General features: G+C 62.1%; 22 protein-coding genes and 2 tRNA genes. All 24 read right to left on the reverse strand.

The features are described from left to right. Window positions 1-134: 134 nt before the first annotated feature. Window positions 135-221 (reverse strand) — tRNA-Leu (locus DXD56_RS07750). A gap of 43 nt (window positions 222-264) precedes the next feature. Further along, the gene (locus DXD56_RS07755; RefSeq protein WP_117640789.1) at window positions 265-1,182 is read right to left on the reverse strand and encodes a TatD family hydrolase; all 918 of its coding nucleotides are present in this window, start codon (window positions 1,180-1,182) and stop codon (window positions 265-267) included. Further along, on the reverse strand, window positions 1,172-2,032 hold the full coding sequence (gene rsmA / locus DXD56_RS07760) for a 16S rRNA (adenine(1518)-N(6)/adenine(1519)-N(6))-dimethyltransferase RsmA (RefSeq protein WP_117640790.1): 861 nt from the start codon (window positions 2,030-2,032) through the stop codon (window positions 1,172-1,174). The genes DXD56_RS07755 and rsmA overlap by 11 nt, the downstream gene beginning before the upstream one ends. 110 nt (window positions 2,033-2,142) lie before the next feature. Continuing rightward, window positions 2,143-3,744, reverse strand: a complete 1,602-nt coding sequence (metG, locus tag DXD56_RS07765) for a methionine--tRNA ligase (protein ID WP_117640791.1) — start codon at window positions 3,742-3,744, stop codon at window positions 2,143-2,145. A 69-nt stretch (window positions 3,745-3,813) separates the two neighbouring features. Further along, window positions 3,814-4,692: a 16S rRNA (cytidine(1402)-2'-O)-methyltransferase gene (gene rsmI, locus DXD56_RS07770; protein WP_117640792.1), complete on the reverse strand. Its 879-nt coding sequence runs from the start codon at window positions 4,690-4,692 to the stop codon at window positions 3,814-3,816. Between the two features lie 6 nt (window positions 4,693-4,698). Continuing rightward, window positions 4,699-5,760: a glycoside hydrolase family 5 protein gene (locus DXD56_RS07775; RefSeq protein WP_117640793.1), complete on the reverse strand. Its 1,062-nt coding sequence runs from the start codon at window positions 5,758-5,760 to the stop codon at window positions 4,699-4,701. Window positions 5,761-6,151: 391 nt separating this feature from the next. Continuing rightward, window positions 6,152-6,224: transfer RNA gene (locus DXD56_RS07780), tRNA-Phe, on the reverse strand. Window positions 6,225-6,347: 123 nt separating this feature from the next. Then, the gene (locus DXD56_RS07785; RefSeq protein ID WP_117640794.1) at window positions 6,348-6,632 is read right to left on the reverse strand and encodes a ribbon-helix-helix protein, CopG family; all 285 of its coding nucleotides are present in this window, start codon (window positions 6,630-6,632) and stop codon (window positions 6,348-6,350) included. After that, window positions 6,607-6,897, reverse strand: coding sequence for a hypothetical protein (locus DXD56_RS07790; RefSeq protein ID WP_117583813.1), 291 nt, complete (start codon window positions 6,895-6,897; stop codon window positions 6,607-6,609). Before DXD56_RS07790 ends, DXD56_RS07785 begins: the two co-directional genes overlap by 26 nt. Before the next feature lie 58 nt (window positions 6,898-6,955). Beyond that, entirely contained in the window at window positions 6,956-7,315 is a 360-nt protein-coding gene (locus DXD56_RS07795) for a DUF192 domain-containing protein (protein WP_226790440.1), read from the reverse strand. Beyond that, window positions 7,312-7,788: a TadE/TadG family type IV pilus assembly protein gene (locus tag DXD56_RS07800; protein ID WP_117563701.1), complete on the reverse strand. Its 477-nt coding sequence runs from the start codon at window positions 7,786-7,788 to the stop codon at window positions 7,312-7,314. The genes DXD56_RS07795 and DXD56_RS07800 overlap by 4 nt, the downstream gene beginning before the upstream one ends. Next, entirely contained in the window at window positions 7,788-9,848 is a 2,061-nt protein-coding gene (locus DXD56_RS07805; protein ID WP_117640795.1) for a hypothetical protein, read from the reverse strand. Before DXD56_RS07805 ends, DXD56_RS07800 begins: the two co-directional genes overlap by 1 nt. Before the next feature lie 76 nt (window positions 9,849-9,924). Then, a complete protein-coding gene (locus DXD56_RS07810; RefSeq protein WP_117563703.1) occupies window positions 9,925-10,461 on the reverse strand; it encodes a TadE/TadG family type IV pilus assembly protein in 537 nt (178 codons plus the stop codon). Next, window positions 10,397-10,615: a hypothetical protein gene (locus DXD56_RS07815; protein ID WP_117637386.1), complete on the reverse strand. Its 219-nt coding sequence runs from the start codon at window positions 10,613-10,615 to the stop codon at window positions 10,397-10,399. The genes DXD56_RS07810 and DXD56_RS07815 overlap by 65 nt, the downstream gene beginning before the upstream one ends. 1 nt (window position 10,616) lies before the next feature. Next, window positions 10,617-11,180: a hypothetical protein gene (locus DXD56_RS07820; RefSeq protein ID WP_128620524.1), complete on the reverse strand. Its 564-nt coding sequence runs from the start codon at window positions 11,178-11,180 to the stop codon at window positions 10,617-10,619. Next, entirely contained in the window at window positions 11,144-11,377 is a 234-nt protein-coding gene (locus DXD56_RS07825; protein WP_089572694.1) for a hypothetical protein, read from the reverse strand. The genes DXD56_RS07820 and DXD56_RS07825 overlap by 37 nt, the downstream gene beginning before the upstream one ends. A 10-nt stretch (window positions 11,378-11,387) precedes the next feature. Continuing rightward, entirely contained in the window at window positions 11,388-12,029 is a 642-nt protein-coding gene (locus tag DXD56_RS07830; RefSeq protein ID WP_117637387.1) for a type II secretion system F family protein, read from the reverse strand. Next, window positions 12,026-12,952: a type II secretion system F family protein gene (locus tag DXD56_RS07835; RefSeq protein WP_117637388.1), complete on the reverse strand. Its 927-nt coding sequence runs from the start codon at window positions 12,950-12,952 to the stop codon at window positions 12,026-12,028. The genes DXD56_RS07830 and DXD56_RS07835 overlap by 4 nt, the downstream gene beginning before the upstream one ends. Next, window positions 12,925-14,253, reverse strand: a complete 1,329-nt coding sequence (locus DXD56_RS07840) for a CpaF family protein (RefSeq protein WP_006235095.1) — start codon at window positions 14,251-14,253, stop codon at window positions 12,925-12,927. Before DXD56_RS07840 ends, DXD56_RS07835 begins: the two co-directional genes overlap by 28 nt. Beyond that, window positions 14,250-15,899, reverse strand: coding sequence for a P-loop NTPase (locus DXD56_RS07845; protein ID WP_117640796.1), 1,650 nt, complete (start codon window positions 15,897-15,899; stop codon window positions 14,250-14,252). The genes DXD56_RS07840 and DXD56_RS07845 overlap by 4 nt, the downstream gene beginning before the upstream one ends. Further along, window positions 15,899-16,558, reverse strand: coding sequence for a Flp pilus assembly protein CpaB (gene cpaB, locus DXD56_RS07850; protein WP_233503148.1), 660 nt, complete (start codon window positions 16,556-16,558; stop codon window positions 15,899-15,901). Before cpaB ends, DXD56_RS07845 begins: the two co-directional genes overlap by 1 nt. A gap of 253 nt (window positions 16,559-16,811) precedes the next feature. Next, on the reverse strand, window positions 16,812-17,765 hold the full coding sequence (gene rsgA, locus DXD56_RS07855; RefSeq protein ID WP_199411568.1) for a ribosome small subunit-dependent GTPase A: 954 nt from the start codon (window positions 17,763-17,765) through the stop codon (window positions 16,812-16,814). Window positions 17,766-18,234: 469 nt separating this feature from the next. Further along, the gene (locus DXD56_RS07860; protein ID WP_117634309.1) at window positions 18,235-20,916 is read right to left on the reverse strand and encodes a cation-translocating P-type ATPase; all 2,682 of its coding nucleotides are present in this window, start codon (window positions 20,914-20,916) and stop codon (window positions 18,235-18,237) included. 140 nt (window positions 20,917-21,056) lie between these two features. After that, window positions 21,057-21,275, reverse strand: a 219-nt coding sequence (locus DXD56_RS10215) for a hypothetical protein (protein ID WP_233524963.1), incomplete at its 5' end; no start/stop codon positions are given.

The following is a 21,275-nucleotide window of genomic DNA, read 5'->3' on the forward strand; positions in this document are numbered from 1 at the left end:
CCCGCCTGCCGGCGGACTCGCCAGCTCGCTAAAAACGCTCCGCGTTTTCTTGACGCTCGCTCCTTCACAGGTTCAAGTCCCTGCGATGGGCACATAACAAAAAAGCCCCCATTGCTGGGAGCTCTTTCAATCAATGGTGCGGGCGAAAGGACTTGAACCTTCATGGGGTTGCCCCCATACGGACCTGAACCGTACGCGTCTGCCAATTCCGCCACGCCCGCGTGCAGGAATTAGAATAACGGAGCGCCACCGCGAACGCAAGAACTATTTTTGAAAAAGTTTGCAGGCATTTTCCCAAGCGGCATGCGCGATTGTTTCGGCGTCCTCACCAGTGCGATCGACACGGTCGTTAACCAGCGCGTTTGCCGTAATGGAGATCATTGCTGGCTCGCATTCAAGACCGCGGATGGGCTCCGGAGCCATATACGGGCAATCCGTCTCGAACAAAATGCGGTCGAGCGGGGTCGCCGCAAATGCCTCGCGCACGTCGTCGTTGCGCTTAAAGGTGGCCGCACCACCATAGGCGATATAGCAGCCCAGCTTCACAAAGCGCTCCATCGTGGCGCGGTCCTCGCCAAAACAGTGCAGCACACAACCGGCCTGGGGCACGCCCACCTCACGAAGCACGTTGTAGGCGTCCACGTGCGAGGTACGCTCCTGGTCCATGTCCTCGTGACGCAGATGCAGCTCCACCGGCACGTTACGACACACGGCAAGCTCGAGCTGGCGCGCCATGCAATCAATCTGCACGCTGTGGGGCGCCGGCGTGATGTCGTCGTCGTAATCCATGTGGTAGTCCAGACCGATTTCGCCAATACCGGCACACAAAGGGTCATCAAGCGCAGCAACAACCTGCGCGTGAATGTCGTCGGTATAGTCCGGCGCGCCATACGGATGCACGCCGGCAAGATACTTGATCTGCGGGATATCCTGCATCGGCAGAATTTCGCGCACGAGCCAGTCGCTATAGTCCGTCACGCTGCGCTTGTCGGCGATGGGGTCGAAGACCGTCACCAACAGGTCGATGCCTGCCGCCTTGGCACGCACGAGTGTCTCGGGCACATCCTTGCCCCAGAACGAAAGCAGATGCGCATGTGTGTCGGCAAGCGGTGCCAAGGGCACGGGACAAGCAACCGTCTTCTTTTTCTTGGTAAACGTCACGCGTTCGGCATTAAGCGTCATGGGAAAGCTCCCGAGCCAGGCACACAAAGTCGGCGACGCCGAGCGTCTCGGCGCGCGTGGTGGGTGCGATACCGCAAGCCTCAAAGGCGGCATCGAGCACGTCCTTGGCAAAGCCGTTGGCGCTCATGGAATTGCGGATGGTCTTGCGACGCTGGGCAAATGCAGCATCAATCACGCGGGCCACAAATTCGCGATCGAGCCCTTCGGGCACCACGCCGTCAACACGGTCGATACGCACGACAGCCGAGTCCACGTGCGGCGCCGGCATAAAGCAACGCGGCGGCACCTCAAAGCGACCCGTCACCTGCGCATACAGGCCGAGCTTTGCCGTATAGCCGCCATAGGTCTTGTTGCCCGGCACTGCGGCAATGCGATCGGCAACCTCCTTTTGCACCATGACGACGGCGCGCTTGAGCGCCGGCATCGTCTGGAATAATTGCAAAATGATCGTCGCCGCCACGTTATAGGGCAAGTTCGCGACAAATACCGTCGGCTCACCGCCCGCAGCCTGCTCAATCTGCTCCGGCGTCACCTTGAGCGCATCGCCCATGATAAAGCGGAAGTTGGCATAGTCGGCGGCGTGAGCATCGAGCACCGGCTCGAGCTCGGGATCTGCCTCGATCGACGTGACGCACGCCGCCTCCTGCAGCAACGCAAGTGTCAACGTACCGCAACCCGGACCCACCTCGAGTACGCGCTCGTCACCTGCAAGCTCAGCGAGCTCACAGATGCGTTCGATCACATGGTTGTCGATCAGGAAGTTTTGGCCCAGGCGGTGCTTGGTCGCAAGGCCAAACTCCTCCAGCAGCTCCCTTGTTGCCGTGGGGTTTGCCAAAGGCGAAGTTGTCATAGTTGCCTCCTTAGCATGATGGCGGCGTCTTGAAACGAAAGGGCATGGACCGTTGCGGCCATGCCCTTACATCTAAACATCAAATTGCCGATATGGCGCTCGCGCGGTCTCTACGCCAGACGCGGGAACAGCGGATCGCCCTTCTCGACGGGCTGACCACCAGCAAGCAGGCCCCAAGTGCAAATGCCCTTGAGGTCGTCGCTCGCGGCCTCGCCCTCACAGGACAGGCGGCGCAGAGCCTCGGCAGAAGTCTGGGGCATGAGCGGCATCAGCAGGTGGGCGGCGATGCGGATGGCCTCGAGCAGGTTGTAGATCACAAATGCCAGCTCGTCAGCCTTGGCCTCGTCCTTGGCAAGCGCCCAGGGCTCGGAGTCCTCGATGTAGTGGTTGGCGGCGTGGATGAGCTCCATGACCTCATCCTTGGCTCCGCCGTAATCGAGCACGTCCATCTTGGCCATGTAGCGGTCGACCAGGCCATCGGCAATCTTTGCCAGCGGGTTATCGAACGCGTCGGCAGACGCCGGTTTAGCCGGGGCGCAGCCGTCAAAGTACTTTGCGCTCATGTTGAGCGAGCGCGAAATGAGGTTGCCCCAGCTGTTGGCCAGATCGGCGTTGTAGACCTGCTCCATGCGATCGAAACTGATGGCGCCGTCGGTGCCGGGAACGACATCGGTCATAAAGTAGTAGCGATAGCCCTCGACGCCCAGCATGTCGATAACGTCCTGCGGAGCGATGGCGTTACCGCGGCTCTTGGACATCTTCTCGGCCTTGCCGGTCTCGGCATTGCGCACGGTCAGGAAGCCGTGGGCAAAGACGTGCTCGGGCAGGGCCTCGCCGATGGCCATGAGCATGGCGGGCCAAATGACGCAGTGGAAGCGGATGATGTCCTTACCCACGATGTGGAACTGCGCGGGCCAGCGATAGGCCAGCTCGGCACGCGCCTCGTCGGTGTCGACACCGTAGCCGACGGCCGTCATATAGTTGAGCAGCGCGTCAAACCATACATAGGTCACATGGCCCTCGTCAAACGGAACCTGGATGCCCCAGTCAAAGCTCGTGCGACTCACGGAAAGGTCGTTGAGGCCGCCCTCGACAAAGCTGCGAACCTCGTTCATGCGGAACGCAGGCTCGACAAAGTCGGGGTGCTCGTCATAGAGCTTGAGAAGCTTGTCCTGGAAGGCGGAAAGCTTAAAGAAGTAGGACTCCTCCTGGACGCGCTCAAGCGGACGGTGGCAGTCGGGGCATAGATGCTGGCCGACGCTGCCGTACTCCTCGTCGCCCTTCTGGACCTGCGTATCAGTGAAGTAGGTCTCGTCAGGCACGCAATACCAACCGTCGTAGCTGCCCTTATACAGGTAACCGGACTCCTTCATGCGCTCCCACAGGTACTGCACGGCATGATGCTGGCGCGGCTCGGTGGTGCGGATGAAGTCGTCGTTGGAAATCTCGAGCTTGCTCCAAAGCTCCTTGAAGTGCGGGGCCTGGCTATCGGTCCACTCCTGCGGCGTCATGCCATGCTTGGCTGCGGCCTCGGCGACCTTCTCGCCGTGCTCGTCCATGCCGGTCAGGAACTTGACGTTATAGCCGGCGGAACGGCGATAGCGAGCCTGAACGTCGGCGATGATGGTGGAATAAGCCGTGCCCAGGTGCGGATCGGCGTTGACGTAGTAGATGGGCGTCGTGATAAAGAACGAAGGCTTGCTTTGATCCATGGGGTTTGTCCTCCAGAAAAACGTTGCATACAGAGGATGATTCTAGCGCAAGGGCTGGATATCCTCCATCTATTGCATATCGAGCACCATGGCATAGACATCGCGCTTGCGGCGCGAATACTTCTGAGACAGGCGCTTGGCCACCGCAGACGCGGGCTCCCCCTCCTCGAGCGCGGCGCGGATATCCTCGCGCAGGGCCTCGTCGGGATCCGCTGCCGTGGCGCCGACCGGCACGATACCGGCCTCCTCATCCTCGCTCGGTGGCGCGATGACCAGCGCAATCTCGCCCTTTACCTCGCCGCGAGCACGCAGCTCCTCGGCAAGCTGGTCAGCGGGCCCGCGCAAGACCTCCTCGTGCAGCTTGGTGAGTTCGCGGCAGACGGCAACCTCACGCTGGGGAAAGACCTCCGCCACGGCCTCGAGCGTCGCCACGATGCGATGTGGAGACTCGTAGAAGATGAGTGCGCCGGGCACCACGGCAAGGCGCTGCAAACGGCGCACACGGTCGCCGTGCTTTCGGCCCAAAAAGCCCTCGAAGAAAAAATGCTCGCAGGGAATGCCGGACGAAACAAGCGCCGTGACGCAAGCAGAGGGCCCGGGAATAACTTCGACGGGCACATCGGCCTCACGCGCCGCCTCGACCAGCGCCTGGCCGGGATCGGACACGCTCGGCATGCCGGCGTCCGAGGCAAAAGCGAGGGTCTCCCCCGCCAGCAGACGGTCGACCAGGCCGGCGGCGCGGCTGGCGATCACATTCTCGTCGCAACGGACAAGCGGCTTGGAAATGCCCAGGTGCATCAGCAGCTTTGACGTCACACGCGTGTCTTCGCAGCAGATGACATCGGCAGCGGCAAAGGCCTCGCCAACGCGCGGGGACAGGTCACCCAGGTTGCCGATGGGCGTGCCGACCACATAGAGTTTGCCCGTATGGGCGCTGTTTTGCGTCATATCAACCTATTCAATCATGCCGCGCTCGAGCGTACCGAGCGCCGCGCGGGCGTCCCATGCTGCAATGCGCTTCTCGGTCTTCCACGTTTGGAAGAACCAACCGGCAGCCGGCGCAAACGAAGCCAGCTGGTTGGCGATAAACACGCGCTCGTAGGCATTGCGGCCCTCGGGCGTAACCGACGAGTTGGCAAAGATCGCCGCGCCCGACCATTCGCCCACCAGCACGGGGAACCCAGTCGAAATCGCTTCTTTAAGCTCGCGCTTGTTACGCGAAATCGCCGTCGTCAGCCCGCGAGGGCTCGTGATGTCGAGCGCATACTCGTCGCGGTAATGGTACAGGTGAAGGTCCATGTAGACGTTCTTGTACTTGGCGCCGCGCATAAAATGCTTCCACTCGCTGGGATGCCCCGACGACGAGAATACGACGATTTTATCCTCGGGCATATACGAACGGACGAGCTCGTAGGCATCGCGATAGAAATTGCGCAGGTAGTGCGCCGGAATGCCATCCGTCATGGTGAAGAGGCTCTTGCGGACACTCATCTGCGGCGTATCCAGCAGCTCAATGCCCAGCAGGCTCTCGGCCTCGCCGTAGCGATCGGCCAAGCGCTCGAGCACGTCGAGTGCGACATGACGACCGTTGGTGGACGAATGCCACTCGGCAACAGCCTCCGGCGTGGTGGGCGAATCGTTGGAATCGCCCTGGCCACCTGGCACGGTTGCCAGATCGAGCAGCACGCGGATGTTGTACTTGGCAGCCCACTCAATCGCGCGGTCGATGTAATCGACAACCGAGATGTAGGACGCATCGGACTCCTGCGAGCCAAAGGCATACCAGGGCACCGGCAGACGCACGGCATTGAGGCCAATCTGCGCCATGCGGCGAAAATCGTCCTCGCTCACAAACGTTTCGTAATGACGGCGCATGCGCTCGTTATAGGCGGCGGTGCCCATAGCCTCCTGCAGCTCGGCCGCGTTGGATGCACCGGTCGCTGCATACAGCGACGGGGTCACCCAAGGCTCGGGAATAAACCAGCCAGAGAGATTAACACCGAGTATCCTCTCCATCACTGCCCCCTTCGAATCATGCAGGTCGAGCCTGCATCGTATTGCATAGGAAAAGTATCGTTTTGAGTATACCCGCGCGTGCGGACAGGCGAGCGAACGGTCTGAAAAGTGGCGCAAAAGCGGGAGGAATGTCTGGGATGCGTTTTCCGCAGAGCCCTCGATAAAAGAAAAGGACCCCTTTGCAGGGGTCCTAGTCAATTCAAGGTGGCGGGGAAGGGAATCGCGTCCGCGCGCTGCGCGGACGGACCGCTGCGGCGCTTACGCGCCTTGCGAGCTGCGCTGGCAAACGCTTACGCGTTTACTCAGCTCCGCGCCCTCACGGGGTTCGATTCCGTGCGAGGGCTACATAAAAGAAAAGGACCCCTTTGCAGAGGTCCTAGTCAATTCAAGGTGGCGGGGAAGGGAATCGAACCCCTGACACGAGGATTTTCAGTCCTCTGCTCTACCAACTGAGCTACCCAGCCATTTGAGGTGTGCCTTGTTTCAAGGCTTGATTAGTATAACCAAGGACGCGTTCCGGTCAACCGAGAATTTCAAAAAAGTTTTTGAGCACAGCCTCGGTTCTTTAAATCGGCACGTCAGAGGCATCAGCCGGCAGCAAGAAGTTTTTCGCTCAGAGCCGCACGGGCAAACTCACTTGGCGTCATCCCCTCGGCAGCCGCCCGTCGACGAATGGCCTCCTTCATTCCCAGAGGAATCTTGACCGACAGCGTTGCCGTCCCCTCACCTGAGAGTGGGGGCCGTCCATGCACGATCCCACCAACGGTGTGTTCGCCATCCGGAAACTCTCCGCGCTCGTACGACTCGCACCACGCGTCAATCATTTCATCCGTTACAACCCGACCATTAGCGGCCGTATACGTCTTGCCCATCATCGACCCCTTTGCCGAGCCCGTTCAATCTCCTGCCAAAATTTCTTCTGGACTGGAGACAAGGCATGAATGATAAGCCCCCACGGACAAGCTCGACCGCGACAAGCTCCACGCTTCGTCCGTCTGGGAGCCATCCAATCGCAAGCCATCTCGGCGGCTCGTCCTTCGGCTCGCGACGAATGCACTCAGTAACCGCAAGCCAAGCGCTAAGCACCTGCTTTTCCGTCAGGTGCTTTTTAGCGTTGGGATGGATCTCAACATCCATGCATCTTCTCCTCCATCTTACCCAATTTCGTATGACGAAAGTCCGCTGTCGCCAATTCTTAAGCCGGCACGCGTTGGAGAGCAGGGGTCGAAACAATGATTGAAGGACGCTCTAGTACGGCCCAGGCGCCGGGGCAGGAGCACATACGCCAGGGACGTACGTTTTCGTAGCATACGAGGACATAGCCACGTGCATCGATAAAGGCGATATCGATGGGATAGGCCATAAAACACGTATGGACCGAAGAGCAGCGTGGAAATGCCATGACGAGCGGCAGACCGTTGGCGGCAACCGGACACCGTCCCAGCATGCCGCGCAGGCGCACGGCAAACGACTCCGCCACCGCAAACTCGGCCGGCGTCCAGCCCAGCCTATTGAGTGCCCGCGCGTAGGCGATGTAGGACGAGACCGCGGTCACATGACCACCCCCGGACGCCATGGATCGACCGTCACCGCGCGCTCGTGCGACAACGTTGTCGGCGCCCCCAGCGGAACGCCAGCGATGCTGAGAGAAGTCGGCCACGGCTCATAGTGCATGGTGCAGGTGTAGGTCCTAAACGTACCGGATAGGGAGAGCAGGCCACCATCCGATGCCTCCGCGCCTTGCTCGCTCGACACTTCGATCTGCAAGTCATAGCCTTCCATGGCATTCAGAATTTGAGTCCGGACCGTCGCCGAGGCATCGACAGAGCTTTCGTCGCCCTCCCCGCTCGGCGCCACGGCGTGCGCCAACACGATGTCGGGCACCACGCGGTCGAAGCGCGCGACAGCGCTGGCATAGATCATGACGTTGTATACGATGAGTGCCAGCACCAGCAAAACGGGCGTAACCACTGCTATCTCCACCGTCGCTTGGGCGCGCTCCTCGCGCAGACGCATGCGGATACTCATTACGACCCACCGCCCAGAGCGCCAACCAGCGTGGCGACATCGACGGTGAGCGGGATGGAGCCGCCGCCGGGCAGAGGAATCTCCGCAAGCGTGAACACCGTACCGCTGATGGTGCGTTCGACTTGATATTCCAACGCCTCGCAAAGCGCCTTGGGATCGGTCACGCCCAACGGAATACTTCGCAGTTTGTCTTGCGCTTGAGAGAGACCAGCAATGTCAGACCCCGGGCTCTTAATGACGTTGGCGGAATCAGTCAGCACCGGCTTTCGCAGGCGCAAGTCGCACGGTTCCAAACCCAGCGCCGCCACGGACGCCGAAACGGTATCGCCGAGCCACGATGCGATGGAGCCCAACGCGCCGCTGCCCCCTCCTAGGCCTTTAATCATCTCGTCCATAAGTTCGTCGGCCGAACCTTGGATGTCTCCGTATCCCACAAGCAGCCGTCCCCAGACATCCATGACGCCATCGAGTACGCCGGCAACGCCACCCGAGCGTTCCTTCAATGTCGAGAAAAATCGCGAAAGCACGTTGTTTTGCGCCGTCGCCTCATCGGGCGCCAGCACCGCGGCAGAGATGGCACCGCGATCGCCAAGCCTGACTGCCGTGTTAAACGAAGAGTTGAGCTCATCGGGGCTCGAGATGGCACCCGAAACCGCAAAGGCAACCACGCCGTTGCGACCGGGCGGAGCGATACGCGGACGCTCGCCCGAAAGCGCTTTAATGGCCTGGTCAAACGCATTGCTCGCACGGTCGGCCTCATCCTCGGTCTGACGCATGAGCTCAAGCTCTTTGTTCCGACATTTGACGTATTCCTCCAAGGCCTTTTTGAACTCGTCGAAGTGATATTCGAAGCCGTTTTCGATAGAGGTTGAAGGCGCCGCAACAGCACCAAGCGACAAAACGCCAAAATGGCATTTGCTGCATTTATCCTGTCCATCGTAATCGGCAACCGAAGCAAATCCGCTCGGCGTCCCTTTCTTATAGTTAGGGCAGGTCGTCCCGTAATGCAGATACGCCTTGTCATCGTTCACGCTAGTCGGCCACACCGCATCGGTATAGAGTTCCGTCGCCCGAACCTCATCAGAGTTGCGCGGCAGCAGCGGAATATAGGAGGAAACCCTGTCTCCGTTCTCGGTTATATGCGCCCGATCGACCTCCGCGCTCGCATAGGTATAAAACGCCTTACGCGCCGCAGACTCTGCCTTCATCTCGACACTCGAGCCGTGGGGCTTCTCATTTGTCAGACGCCAATGGTAGTAGTCCTTCGCGCGATCAAGGGCAACTTGGGGCTCCCACGTAACGCTCGATGAGTAATGCGGATTTTGAACACCGGAGAGATCCGTTAGGCTTTTCGCACGCTCCCACATGCAAGAACAGCTGCCGACCGAGCCCTTGTCAGACCCACCACAATCCGCCAGCCAAGCACGCTCTTTAGCCTTCGCCGTGTCCCCAGAAGCCTTCCGCAGCTCCTCGGCCGCACACTCTAAATCATCTGATGTGTCTTTAATGGCATCGGTCGAGATCTCGGACCCCTCGAGCGCAGCGAAGTCAGACTCGGATGTCCTGGGCACGGCAAGCGCCGTACCGGTATAGGTCACACTATCGGTATCCTGCGCCGACACCGCCTGCGTGGCACGCGCGGCGATCAGATACGGCAGAGCCGTCTCGATTTTCTGTAAGCCTTCCGATGCGCTTTTGGCAAACTTGTTGCGCGTTTTAATGATCTCAATCCCGGTGTCGACCATATTGCCGGCAACCGGCTCGGCACCCGGGATGAGGATGGCGACCAGGCCCGTCCCGATCGTGGCAAACCCCGCCAGCCCCAGACTCAAGATGCTCGCATCAACCACCGTGGCAGCCGTGTGATAGGACGACACTACGTTGGCACCCGCCAGCGCGCCACTATCAGCCGCCACCTGAGTATCCCCGGCACGCGACATGCTCCATATCGCCGCGGTCGACGAAAACAACAATGTGAGCACCACTAGGATGACCACGGCAGAAGAAAGCGTGGTATAGGCGCCGTCTTCGATAAACAGATCGACACCGGCTCGACCCATAAAGCCGCCTCGTTTGCGGAGAGCGCCTGGTCGACGGCGGGCCGCAAACCCTTGCGTCACCCGCAACAGGCAGCGCCTAATCCCATGCAGCAATCCACGAATCATAATCTCCCTCCAGCCATTCGGGACGCGATTGATACGAGACATCGACCTTGAGCTCAACGTAGCCGCCCTCGGCGGTACCACCCATAGCCTGCGCAAACGCACCGATCACAGGCAACGGCTTGACCTCGCCGGAAACGGACACGGACGAGACGCCACCCGCACCGGCCCGGCCAAGCTCGATATCCCACGACAACGGCCCGCCGGCATGAAAGATCGAAACGTTGGGCACTGCGGCAAGTCGGCGGCGGGTGAACTCCTTAAGATCGTCGTCCTCCGCCGTCGTCGTGGTCATGAGCCGCGCGGTCTCGGCGGCGGCAGACTCCATGACCGCGCGCGTATAGAGCAGGCACACCGGTTGCAGCGCGAGAAGGATGAGTGTCAGAAACGTCGGCAGCAAAAAAGCGGCCTCGACCGTAGACTGCGCCCGGTCCTCGCGCGCGGCATCAATACAACGCGATGTCCTTAGCGGCCGCAGCGGCGTCGATAACCGACGTCGAGGCAACGCCATGGGATGCCGCCCGCTCAACCAGCGCCGCCAAGCGCCCATCGGTGCCGGCAGGCCAAAGTCCCGCGATCGCCAGCACGATCGATAACAGCGCCACCGTGACGATGGCGTATTCGACCGTCGCCTGGGCAGATTCCTCACGCAGGACATCATGCATTTCACGATCCCTCCTTTGAGTCCGTTGCCTGCGGGCTCAGGCGCACGGCGCGCAGACGACACGAAGCATCGCCAGCATCCGCGGCAATTGTCACCATATCGACCCAGCCGCGTTCGTCGCGCACGATGGCGCCCCACACGTTTCCCTTGATGTCGAGATAGCCGCTCAGAGCAAGTTGCGCCGTGGGTACCTCGCGATAGGCACGCAGCATATCCGCCGCCGCTTCGGTCATCGGTCGGTCCTCGGACCATGCAAGCCGGACCGCAATCGCGTTGCCCTCAGGCGAATCCGTCGCAGTGCCAGACCGCTTGTCGAGCGTCCGCAGAAAGGTTTGCGCCGTGACAGCGACATCCGAATCGTCCGCATCTCGCATCTCATCTTTTTGAGACGCCACCGCCGAATCTGAGCCCAAATCGGAGGCGGTCCCAGGACGCTGCTGCCGCGCGGCGTTAAGCCCCCAAAGCACCGCCGCTATCGCCACGGTCAGGCAAGCAAACACCAGCAGCACCCCGATGGGACGCTCGCCCTCTACAGGCTGTTGATGCCCTCGCTGATAGCGTTCCATAGATCTTGGACCTTGCCCTTAAATGCGACGATGGCGATAATCGCGATCACCACGAGCACGCCGACCAAGATGGCATACTCGGTGGTACCCTGTGCACTCTCCTCCTGCAATAGTTCCTTGGCGCGCTGACGAACATGTGCCGCCCGGCAAAACGCCCAGCCCTGGACCTTGCCAGCAGCGTCAGTCATCGTGTTCATGTATTCCTCCCTACATCATCCCGCCTGCTCCGAGCAGCGGGCCCAATATGGACAGAAGCAACGCCGGCAAGATGAGCGTGCCGGTGGGAATCAGCAGCTTGACGGGCGCACGCTCGATCTCGCGCTCGACCGCGGCGCGATGAGCCGCACGGATCTCGCGACTTTGAGCGGCCAGCGTCTCGGCAAGTGGGGCACCCAGGGCGAGCGCCTGCCCCACCGTGATGGCAAAGGTCTCGAGCGCTCGCACGTCCAGGTCGCGCGCGGCGGCCAACAACTCGTCCTCACGCGTGCCCACGCCCACCTGCCACGCCATGCAGGCGCGCTCAAGGCGAAGAGCCAGCACTGACCGGCGGTTGGCGCAGAAAATCTCAAGCGCCGCATCAAACGAAAGACCGGCCGAAAGACCCAAGCGCACAACATCGATCATCTCGGACACTTCGCCGAGCGACACTCGCGCCGGGCCGCCCGCTCCAACCGCGCCCTTCACTCGCGCGGTCAGAGCATCGACCACCGAGCGACCCGCGGCAGCGACCAGCACCGCCTCGCGCTTGCAGGCCCCTGCGACCTTGCGTGCATCCGCCCGATCCAACCCCGTCGCGACAAATACGCTCAGGGCGCACAGGCAAGCCGCAACTGCAACCGGGGCGCTCATAGCTCCACCCGCATAATGCGCCGGATAACCACCAGGGCAACGGCGTTGAGGGCAAGACCCAGCACCACAGCGCCCGCGCCGGCAGGCGTCGCAAGACCGCGACGAAAATCTGCCGAAAGCAGCGCCAACACCGCGCACATGCCCGCCGGCATCGCCGCGACCATATGCGCAGACATGCGAGCCTGCGACGTCTTAACATCCAGGCGGCGCTTGAGCTCAATGCGCTCCCCCACCATGCTCGACGCCTCGGACAGTAAGTCGGCAAGCGGAGCGCCGGTGCGCTGAGACACCTTAAGCGCCAAGGTCACAAGCGAAAGACCGGGGGCGTCGATACGCACGAGCAAGTCATCGAGCGCGTCGGTCGCCGAGATGCCGCAATCGATCGCCGCCGCCACCCGCAAAAACTCGTTATGCACTGGCTCTTGCGCATGAGCGCCCACAAAGCGCATGCCCTGGGCCAGCGAATGTCCCGAGGCAAGCGACATGGAAAGTGCGGTAAACGCCTCGGGCATTGCCTCTTCTGCATCGTGTTGCTCGCGCCGGCTCTCAAAGCCATCCCGAGCGGCACCAACGGCAAACGGAGCAACAAGTCCCAAGGCAAATCCGAGGGGCGATAACGACACCATCGTTAGTAAAACGCAGCAGACACCGCTCGATAGCAGCAGAAACGCCAAACATCCCGAAGCATCTTCGATCACGAGGCCAAGGCGATGCGCCGGAGCCAGCGATGCCCACGAACGGGCGATCTTTTTCAGCAGATCGTTTTCCACCAGCTCACGCGGCAGCTTCTCTGCCACCGTCTCGAGCGCCTGACGTGCCAGCTCCGCCGGCGGTACCTGCGGCACACGAGGTTCCGCCCCGCACGCCGTCGCGACAGAAAGCCCTGCCAAGCCCCCTACGACGAGGGGCACAGCGATCTCCATTCGTCCACCTCCTCTTGTGTGAGCGTCCCCGACCGCAGGCCTTCTGCGATAAACGGCGGCTCGCGGTCAAGCGTCCAGGTGCGCTCGGCGGCATCGAACGTCACATAGCGCTCGAGCTCTACGCCGCCCGATGCGGCGCGTCGCACCCCCGAATACGAGGAGACGAAGCGCCTGCCATCGGCGTGGCGCTCGGACATCACGATACCGTCGAGCGCCATGGCAATCTGCTCCTCGATGAGCTCACTCGGCAGGTCGATGCCATAACGTGCAAGCAACGTCAGACGCACCACGGTCTCCTGTTCTGAACCCGCATGAAGTGTGGTGAGCGACCCGTCGTGGCCCGTGTTCATGGCCTGCAACATGTCGCAGCACTCGGCACCGCGCACCTCGCCCACCACGATGCGGTCGGGGCGCATGCGCAGGGCATTAGTTACCAGGTCGCGGATCGTCACCGCGCCTTCACCCTCAATTGAAGCCTCGCGCGCCTCTAGGCGCACCACGTGCGGATGATGCGCAAACTTGAGCTCGGCAGAGTCCTCGATCGTCACGATGCGCTCGCCGGTGGAAATCTCACATGACAACGCGTTGAGCAGGGTGGTCTTACCAGATCCCGTGCCTCCCGCAACCGCCAGGTCCTGTCGCAGCGACACCGCGCACGACAGCAGCTGCGCATACCAAAGCGGCAGCGACCCCAGCCCCACAAGCTCGTCCAGCGAGCAGATACGGTCCGAGAACTTTCGGATGGTGAGAATCGGTCCGTCAATCGCCACAGGCGGAATCACCGCGTTGACGCGATAGCCCGTTTTGAGGCGGGCGTTGACGATGGGGCTGCGCTCGTCGATACGGCGGCCAAGTGGCGAGATGATGCGGTCGATAAGCACACGGATCTGTTCATCATCCTCAAACGCATGCTCGATGGGGTACAAAACGCCGCCGCGTTCAAAGAAAGCCGAGCGGCAGCCGTTGATCATGATCTCGGTAACGGTGTCGTCCTCGATGAGCGGCTGCAACGGCCCCAAGCCCACCACGTCATCCAAAATCTCGTCGATGATGGTTTCGCGCTCGGGCGTCGCGAGATCGGTCGGCTCCTCAACATTGAGCGCCGCCTCCACCGCAGGACGCAATTCCGAGCGGGCAAGTGCCGGGTCGATATAGGCGCTGATACGCGCCACTTCGTCGTAACCCATGCGGTCCATCACGGCGCGCTTGGTGCGTCGTTTCACCGCGCGGCGACGCCCCGCATCTACAGGCGCTGCCGCCGCTGCAGCGCCGGCAGCCTTAATCCTCGTTTGCAGGCTCATCGCTGATCACCCTCGCGCGACCAGGGAAGGCGGATACGCGGGCGTTCGGTACGCGTTGCACGGTCGGCGACCATATCGCTCCAAGGGCCGACGGCGCACCCCAGTTCCACGAGCATCTCGCGCGTGGCCTCGCGCATGCTAGTCGCAAAAGCGCTGGTCTGCCCCACCGCCTCGTCAGCGCGCCCAAACGCCATGAGCGCGGCGAGATCCTGCCCGCCATCGGCGATACGAATCTTGGAGCTCAACGCACAGGCAATCTCAAAGCGCATGGCGACGTCCTCGTCTGCCCCGCGCGCACCGAACCGGTTGAACACGGCGCTCATGCGCGTGCGCGGCACACCTACTCGACTTGCCAGTTCGATGACGCGCGACGCCGATGTCGCGGACGACACCGCCGCATCGCCAACGACCAGGCAACGGTCGCTCGCCGCCACCGCAGCCGCCACGGCGTCGCCCCAAAAGACCGAGGTATCGATAAAGACCACGTCGGATTCGCGACGCAGAACATCAAGCAGTAGCTCCACCGGACGCGCCATGAGCTCGGCTTGCTCGGGCGCCGCGACGGGACCCCAGAGCGTAACGCCCGGCGCCACGCGCATCGATGTGGCTACGATATCCGGCTCGGTGAGCGTGCCCGCCGCCGACGGCTCGATAAGTGCCGCCATATCGCGCGGAGCATCGACGCCTAACAAGTCGTAAAGGTTTCCAAACATCAGGTCCAGGTCGAGCACGGCGGCACGCAAGCCCAACAGCGACGATGTGTGTGCCATGGCGGCAACGATCGTCGACTTGCCGCAACCGCCCGAACCCGAAATAGCGCAGATGACCGGAGCTCGATGCGGCGGAGCGGCAGCGTCTGCCGGCGGCATCGGAGGCGGCGGGGCGGGCGTCGGTGGCAGCGCCCCCGTCCCCCCCGCCGCAACCACACGCTGCGTCCAAGCCGGCATGGCAGCTTGTTCGGTCTGCGAGGCAGGCTCGTTCTGTACAATCTGCTCATGCTGCATCAGCGACAACTCGCCGCACCCGGCAAAGCCCTCAACTTCATCGAGTTCATCCGCCAGATTCACGCCGTGCACGTATCCCATATCTACAGCCGGGGAATCGCCAGCATGCTGCGCCGGCCCTCCAGCGTCATCGTATACAAGGGGGTTCCGGGGGCGCCGACCATGCTCGGCTTCCGCTTTTCCATAATCATCAACACGCGGGCCTCTTGTAGCGCGAGGCGCCCCGGGTTCCCTATCAACAAAAGCATCGGGCTCAATCGTCATGCTCCGATCGGAATCAACCGCTCCCTCGCCCGCGCGCCCGTTGCCGCATATACTGTGTGCAGCGATGACCTCGGTCGCCCCCGCGCGAAACAGCCCCTCGATATCCGACGGATCGAGCGCTTCTATCAACACGACCACGCGACTCACGCGGCCTTCGGCCGTCAGGCGCGCAACAGTCTTGCGTACATCTTCGGTATCAAACAGAGACGCCGCGATGATGGCAGCCCCGCGGCGCGACGGAAACGCCCGCGCCATGGAAACCAGCCCGTCCAGGTCACCCACGCGAAGCACCTGTGCACCCACATCACGGCCCTCGACTTCCCGCTGCAACAGCCCGTAATCGCCGCACGCGCAGCACGCAAGCCAGATCGCCTTCATCACTCGTCGCCTCCGCTCTTTTTGCCGCGCGCCGTGGCGGGAATCGTCAAGCTGACCGTTCCCTTGCCCGAGGCTCCCAGCAGTTCCTTGACGTCTTCGGGGTCAGCCGCCAGCGTCACCCATTCGATCTTGCCCTCGCGCGTGGCACCGGAATCCTCACTGGTATCGATCACGTGCGCGCCGCACAGCCGATCGGTCACGCCGTCCTTTTGCACGTACACGTCCACGTAGCTGCCCACGCCCGTGGCACCGCCGACCGAGTGCTCGGCATCGACCGCCACCGAAACGGCAACCTTGCCCTTAGGCACCTCGAGCTTGCGGCTCTCGGCCTTGGTGTAGACATTGCAGATCACGGCGTTTTTGGGAATACGCGAAGTCGTCACGTCGCCGCGCACCTGGCGCAGCTCGGTCGCTGCGTCACGCGGCAGCAGGCTCGTCAGCCATTCCTGGGTTATGACATTGGTCTCATCGAGGGTCTCGCCCACATCGATATCGCGCGCCGCGACGCAAACCTCGACGCGATCGCCACCGTACTTGGCCAAGGTCTCAGCCTGGACCTGTTCGGCTTGCGAGCGGATCGACGAGCCGTAAACCATGCAGAGCAGAGCAGCGAGCACGCCCGCGACCAGACTGATGGCGATGCGCTTGCTCTTGTTCACGGCCGCTCCTCTCATGGCAGTGCCGGGCGAATGCCCGTACCACCATTGTCTGAGCGGTCAGAGTGCAAAGCGGCGCAATCGCAATCTTGGTTTTCGATGTCAAACCAATCGCTGACCAAAAGCTGACCAGCCCGTCAAGCTCGTGGCAAGGTTTTGGTCAGCACGTCAGCAAACTGTATGTTTCGAAGCTTTTCCGCAGCAAAAAAAGCCGTCTCCCGAACAGTTGGGAGACGGCTGTCATAGGAAAAATCAATTACAGATGGACATCGGGATCGAGCATTTGAGCGCTCACGCGCATGGATGACGCCAGGTTTTGGAACGTTTCCAGACGCAGGCTATCGATCTGCCCGGCGTCCTCGGCCTCGCGAACGGCGCAGCCCGGCTCATGGGTATGCGTGCAATCGCCAAACCGGCACGCGCGCGATGCCTCGACAATCTCGGGGAAAGCGCGCGCCAGACCCCGCTCGTGACCCACGAGCGGCAGGCTGCGCAGGCCCGGGGCATCGGCGATCACGCCGGCGTCGCCCGGCAGTGCCACCATCACGCGCGCGACGGTAGTGTGACGGCCCTGATCGTCGCGTTCGCGCACACCGCCGGTCGCCAACGTATCGTGGCCCAGCAGCGCATTGAGCAGCGTCGACTTGCCGGCACCCGACTCGCCCAGAATCATGGCGCAGCTCCCGGCGGGCACGCAGGCACGGACCTCGTCCAGGCCGCGGCCCTCGGCAGAGGACGTCACGATCACACGCACGTCCGGACCCACCAGGCGGCGCGCGCGGTCCAGATCGCGCTCGAGCTCCTCGGCATCGCAGCGATCAGCTTTGGTGAGTACCACCACCGGCTCGGCATCGCAGTCGAGCGCCAACACCAGCGAGCGCGCCACGCGGTCGAGCAGCACCTCACCGGCACCGAGCGCCTGCACGATTAGCACGCTATCCACGTTGGAGCAGAGCACCTGGCGCTCTCCGCGGGCACGGCCGCGCCAACGCTCAAAGCTCGTACGGCGCGGCAGCACGCATTCAATCACGCCCATATCGTGCCCGGGAGCGCGGCGCACCGCCACACGATCGCCCACGGCAGGCAGCAGGACCTCGTCCCCACCGCGCGACTTGGCAAATCCCACGGCATGCTCGGCGCGGAAGGTATCGTCGGCAGTCGCCACCAGCGGAAACCCACGATCCAAGCGCACCACGGCGCCAAGTTGCATCTGCTCGGGCTCCTCGGCATGTGCGCAGAAATCATCAAAGGCAGCCTGCTGAGCTTCATCGACCGGCAGGTCATCAAACGCCGGAACATCCTGCAGCGCGTCAAGCCCCGGTACACTCGCCAGCAACTCCTCAGCAGATGCAGGGGGTTCGGTCGCGAGCTTCCGACGACGATCGCGCTTAGCCCGCGCCCCCGTCGTCTTTTTCTTCGCTTTAGCCTTAGCCTTGCCCACAGATGCCTCCCAGCACAAAACCACACAACTGAGCAGGTATTTTAAATCAAAAAGAGCTGGCCGGGCAAAGCCCGACCAGCTCACAAACTTTCCCTCAGCCAATGGTCCCGAGAGGTTATCCGAAGGCCCGCCCGCCGGGAGGGGTTTCTTCCGAGCGATCCCGCAGCGCGAAGCGCGAGGACCAGCGAGGAAGAAACCCCGCAGGCGGTCGGGCCGGTGGGAAGGATGGCCTTTCGACCTACTCCTTCTCGACCGCGCGCATGATCGCCTTGTAGATCTCCATCAGCGGGATGATCAGGAAGGCCAGGCCCAGGGCAGCGACAACGCCCTTGAGCTCAAGCGTCACGGGGCCAAAGAACATCTCGGCAAGCGTCGGCTGCACGGTCACGATCACCGTCAGCACCAGTGCCAGCGCGGCGGAAGCCCACAGCCACTTGTTCTGCTTCTTCATGGTGAACAGCGACGCACGACGGCTGCGCATATTGAAGCAGTGGAAAATCTCGACCATGTTGAGCGTGATGAACGCCATCATCACGCCTTCCTCGTCGGCATTGCCGGCGATCATATCGGCGATGTGGATGTAGCCCATGTCAAAGTACACGCCCACAAAGAAGCTCGCCAGCACCAGCGCGGTGATGATTAGGCCCTGGACCACGCAGTCCAGACCCATATGTCCGGCAAAGACACCGTCCTTGGCGTTGCGCGGCTTGCGCTTCATGATGTCGCCCTCGGCATCCTCCATGCCCAGCGCGAGCGCGGGGAAGCAGTCGGTGACCAGGTTCACCCACAGCAGCTGCACCGGCTGGAAGATGGTAAAGCCGATGAGCGTGGCGATAAACACCGAGAACACCTCGGCAAGGTTGGCCGAAAGCAGGAACTGGATGACCTTGCGGATGTTGTCGTAGATGCGACGACCCTCTTCGCAGGCGCCGATGATGGTAGCGAAGTTGTCATCGGCAAGTACCATGTCGGCGACGTTCTTGGTGACGTCGGTACCGGTGATGCCCATACCAACGCCAATGTCGGCGCGCTTGATGGACGGGGCGTCGTTGACGCCGTCGCCCGTCATGGCCACGATCTGGTCGCGCGACTTCCAGGCCTCGACGATGCGTGTCTTGTGCTCGGGCTGGACGCGGGCGTACACGCCGTAGTCCTCGATGTGCGCGTCGAGTTCCTCGTCGCTCATGCGATCGAGGTCGGCACCGGTGATGGCCTGGCTGCGATCGGCGACGATGCCCAGCTGCTTGGCGATGGCCACGGCGGTGTCGATGTGGTCGCCCGTGATCATGACGGTGCGGATACCGGCGTCGTGCGCCTCGTGGATAGCGTCGGCCACCTCGGGACGGACCGGGTCGATCATGCCGGACAGGCCACAGAAGACCAGGTCATGCTCGAGCGCAGCGGGGCTGCAGTCGTCGGGAACCTCGGTGTAGGTGCGGCTTGCCAGCGCCAGTACGCGCAGGGCCTCGTCGGCCATGGCCTTGTTGGCCGCCACGAGCTCGGCGCGGCGCTCCTCGGTCAGGGGGACGACCTTATCGCCCTCGTAGATATGGGTGCACAGGCCGATCACCACGTCGGGCGCACCCTTGGTGTACTGCTCGTACTCGCCATCCAGGGTCTCGACGACCACGGACATCATCTTGCGGCCCGAGTCAAACGGGGCCTCGCCCACGCGCGGATGCTCGGCAGTCAGGCCAGTGAGGCCCGCCTTGCCGGCGTCGTTGACGAGCGCGCACTCAGTCGGCTCGCCCACGGCCTCGCCCAGCTCCTCGTCCCACTGAGCATCGGAGCACAGCGCCATGCCGGCCAGGAACTTCTCCTTGGGCGCAGCGAGCTCGTGCTTGACGACGGTCATCTTGTTCTGGGTAAGGGTACCGGTCTTGTCGGAGCAGATGGTCTGCGTGCAGCCAAGGGTCTCGACGGCAGAGAGCTTGCGGATAATCGCCTGGCGCTTGGCCATCTTGGTCACGCCGAGCGAAAGGACGATGGTCACGACGGCGACCAGGCCCTCGGGAATGGCGGCGACGGCAAGCGAGACGGCGACCATAAAGGTGTCGAGCAGGGCAGTCGGGTCGGTGAGGACATTGCCCACGCCGTGGCGGAGGATGTCAACGCCAAAGATCACGACGCAGATGACGATCACCATAATGGTAAGGATGCGGCTGAGCTCGGCGAGCTTCACCTGCAACGGCGTGAGCTCCTCCTTGGCCTCGGCCAGGGCGCCGGCGATCTTACCCATCTCGGTGTTCATGCCGGTGCCGACCACGACGGCGCGGCCACGGCCGTATACCACGGTGGAACCCATGTAGCACATGTTCTTGCGGTCGCCGAGCGGCACGTCATCGGTGCCCGCGGCAAGCTCGATCACGTTGGCGTGCTTCTCTACGGGCACGGACTCGCCGGTGAGCGCGGCCTCTTCGATCTTCATCGTGGCGCTCTCGAGCACGCGGCAGTCGGCCGGGACGGAGTCGCCCGCCTCGAGCATGATCACGTCGCCGGGCACGAGCTCGGCGCTCGGCAGGTGCACGAGCTTGCCGTCGCGCAGCACCTTGGACTGCGCCGCACTCATCTCCTGCAGGGCCTCGAGGGCCTCCTCGCTCTTGGCTTCCTGGACCACGCCCAGCACCGAGTTGACGATAACGACGAACATGATGATGGCAACATCGGCAAAGTCGGGCTCGCCCTTGACCATGCCCGTGAGCGCACTGATGACGGCGGCAACGATCAGCATGATGACCATGGGGTCGGCCATCTGCTCAAAGAAACGCTTCCACAGCGGCGTCTTCTCGGCTTCCTCGAGCTTGTTAGGGCCTGTCTTGGCAAGGCGCGAAGACGCCTCGTCGTTGCTCAGGCCGAGGTTCTCATCGACACCTTGGTCGCTGAGCACCTCCGCCGCGGCGGACAGGTATTCCTTTTGCATATAGAGTCCCCTCCTGGGATTCGGGCCACTCAGCAGATTGATGCCCGATCATAATTCCCAGGAGAAGGGCAAGGGCTCATCAAGGCTGCCGTGCTGAGCGGCAGTTGATAGTGGAGCTATGGTACCCCAAAGCGACGCGTCTAGCCAAAACAATCGGTTTGGAAATATGGTCCGCACGCAACGGTGCAGACCGTGTGATGCTCAACATTGGTAAAACGTTTTTTCTTCGGCACATCGCCAAACTGACATATCGCCCAGATAGCAGCGGTTGGAGTGGTTGGTAAAGATTTTCCATATACCGTTTTTCCCGCAAAAAATGGGTTGATTTCCGATCTCAGCCGAACACATTGAGCAAATAG

The sequence above is a fragment of the Collinsella sp. TM06-3 genome, from assembly GCF_003436395.1.
Classification (GTDB): domain Bacteria; phylum Actinomycetota; class Coriobacteriia; order Coriobacteriales; family Coriobacteriaceae; genus Collinsella.

Bases quoted from the DNA above. Each gene is read 5' to 3' on its own strand.
- DXD56_RS07755 (WP_117640789.1), bottom strand. From the start codon at position 1,182: ATGACGCTTAATGCCGAACGCGTGACGTTTACCAAGAAAAAGAAGACG.
- rsmA (WP_117640790.1), bottom strand. From the start codon at position 2,032: ATGACAACTTCGCCTTTGGCAAACCCCACGGCAACAAGGGAGCTGCTG.
- metG (WP_117640791.1), bottom strand. From the start codon at position 3,744: ATGGATCAAAGCAAGCCTTCGTTCTTTATCACGACGCCCATCTACTAC.
- rsmI (WP_117640792.1), bottom strand. From the start codon at position 4,692: ATGACGCAAAACAGCGCCCATACGGGCAAACTCTATGTGGTCGGCACG.
- DXD56_RS07775 (WP_117640793.1), bottom strand. From the start codon at position 5,760: ATGGAGAGGATACTCGGTGTTAATCTCTCTGGCTGGTTTATTCCCGAG.
- DXD56_RS07785 (WP_117640794.1), bottom strand. From the start codon at position 6,632: ATGGGCAAGACGTATACGGCCGCTAATGGTCGGGTTGTAACGGATGAA.
- DXD56_RS07790 (WP_117583813.1), bottom strand. From the start codon at position 6,897: ATGGATGTTGAGATCCATCCCAACGCTAAAAAGCACCTGACGGAAAAG.
- DXD56_RS07800 (WP_117563701.1), bottom strand. From the start codon at position 7,788: ATGAGTATCCGCATGCGTCTGCGCGAGGAGCGCGCCCAAGCGACGGTG.
- DXD56_RS07805 (WP_117640795.1), bottom strand. From the start codon at position 9,848: ATGGGTCGAGCCGGTGTCGATCTGTTTATCGAAGACGGCGCCTATACC.
- DXD56_RS07810 (WP_117563703.1), bottom strand. From the start codon at position 10,461: ATGGCGTTGCCTCGACGTCGGTTATCGACGCCGCTGCGGCCGCTAAGG.
- DXD56_RS07815 (WP_117637386.1), bottom strand. From the start codon at position 10,615: ATGCATGATGTCCTGCGTGAGGAATCTGCCCAGGCGACGGTCGAATAC.
- DXD56_RS07820 (WP_128620524.1), bottom strand. From the start codon at position 11,180: ATGGAACGCTATCAGCGAGGGCATCAACAGCCTGTAGAGGGCGAGCGT.
- DXD56_RS07825 (WP_089572694.1), bottom strand. From the start codon at position 11,377: ATGAACACGATGACTGACGCTGCTGGCAAGGTCCAGGGCTGGGCGTTT.
- DXD56_RS07830 (WP_117637387.1), bottom strand. From the start codon at position 12,029: ATGAGCGCCCCGGTTGCAGTTGCGGCTTGCCTGTGCGCCCTGAGCGTA.
- DXD56_RS07835 (WP_117637388.1), bottom strand. From the start codon at position 12,952: ATGGAGATCGCTGTGCCCCTCGTCGTAGGGGGCTTGGCAGGGCTTTCT.
- DXD56_RS07840 (WP_006235095.1), bottom strand. From the start codon at position 14,253: ATGAGCCTGCAAACGAGGATTAAGGCTGCCGGCGCTGCAGCGGCGGCA.
- DXD56_RS07845 (WP_117640796.1), bottom strand. From the start codon at position 15,899: ATGAAGGCGATCTGGCTTGCGTGCTGCGCGTGCGGCGATTACGGGCTG.
- rsgA (WP_199411568.1), bottom strand. From the start codon at position 17,765: ATGCAACTTGGCGCCGTGGTGCGCTTGGATCGTGGGTTTCCGCTGGTG.
- DXD56_RS07860 (WP_117634309.1), bottom strand. From the start codon at position 20,916: ATGCAAAAGGAATACCTGTCCGCCGCGGCGGAGGTGCTCAGCGACCAA.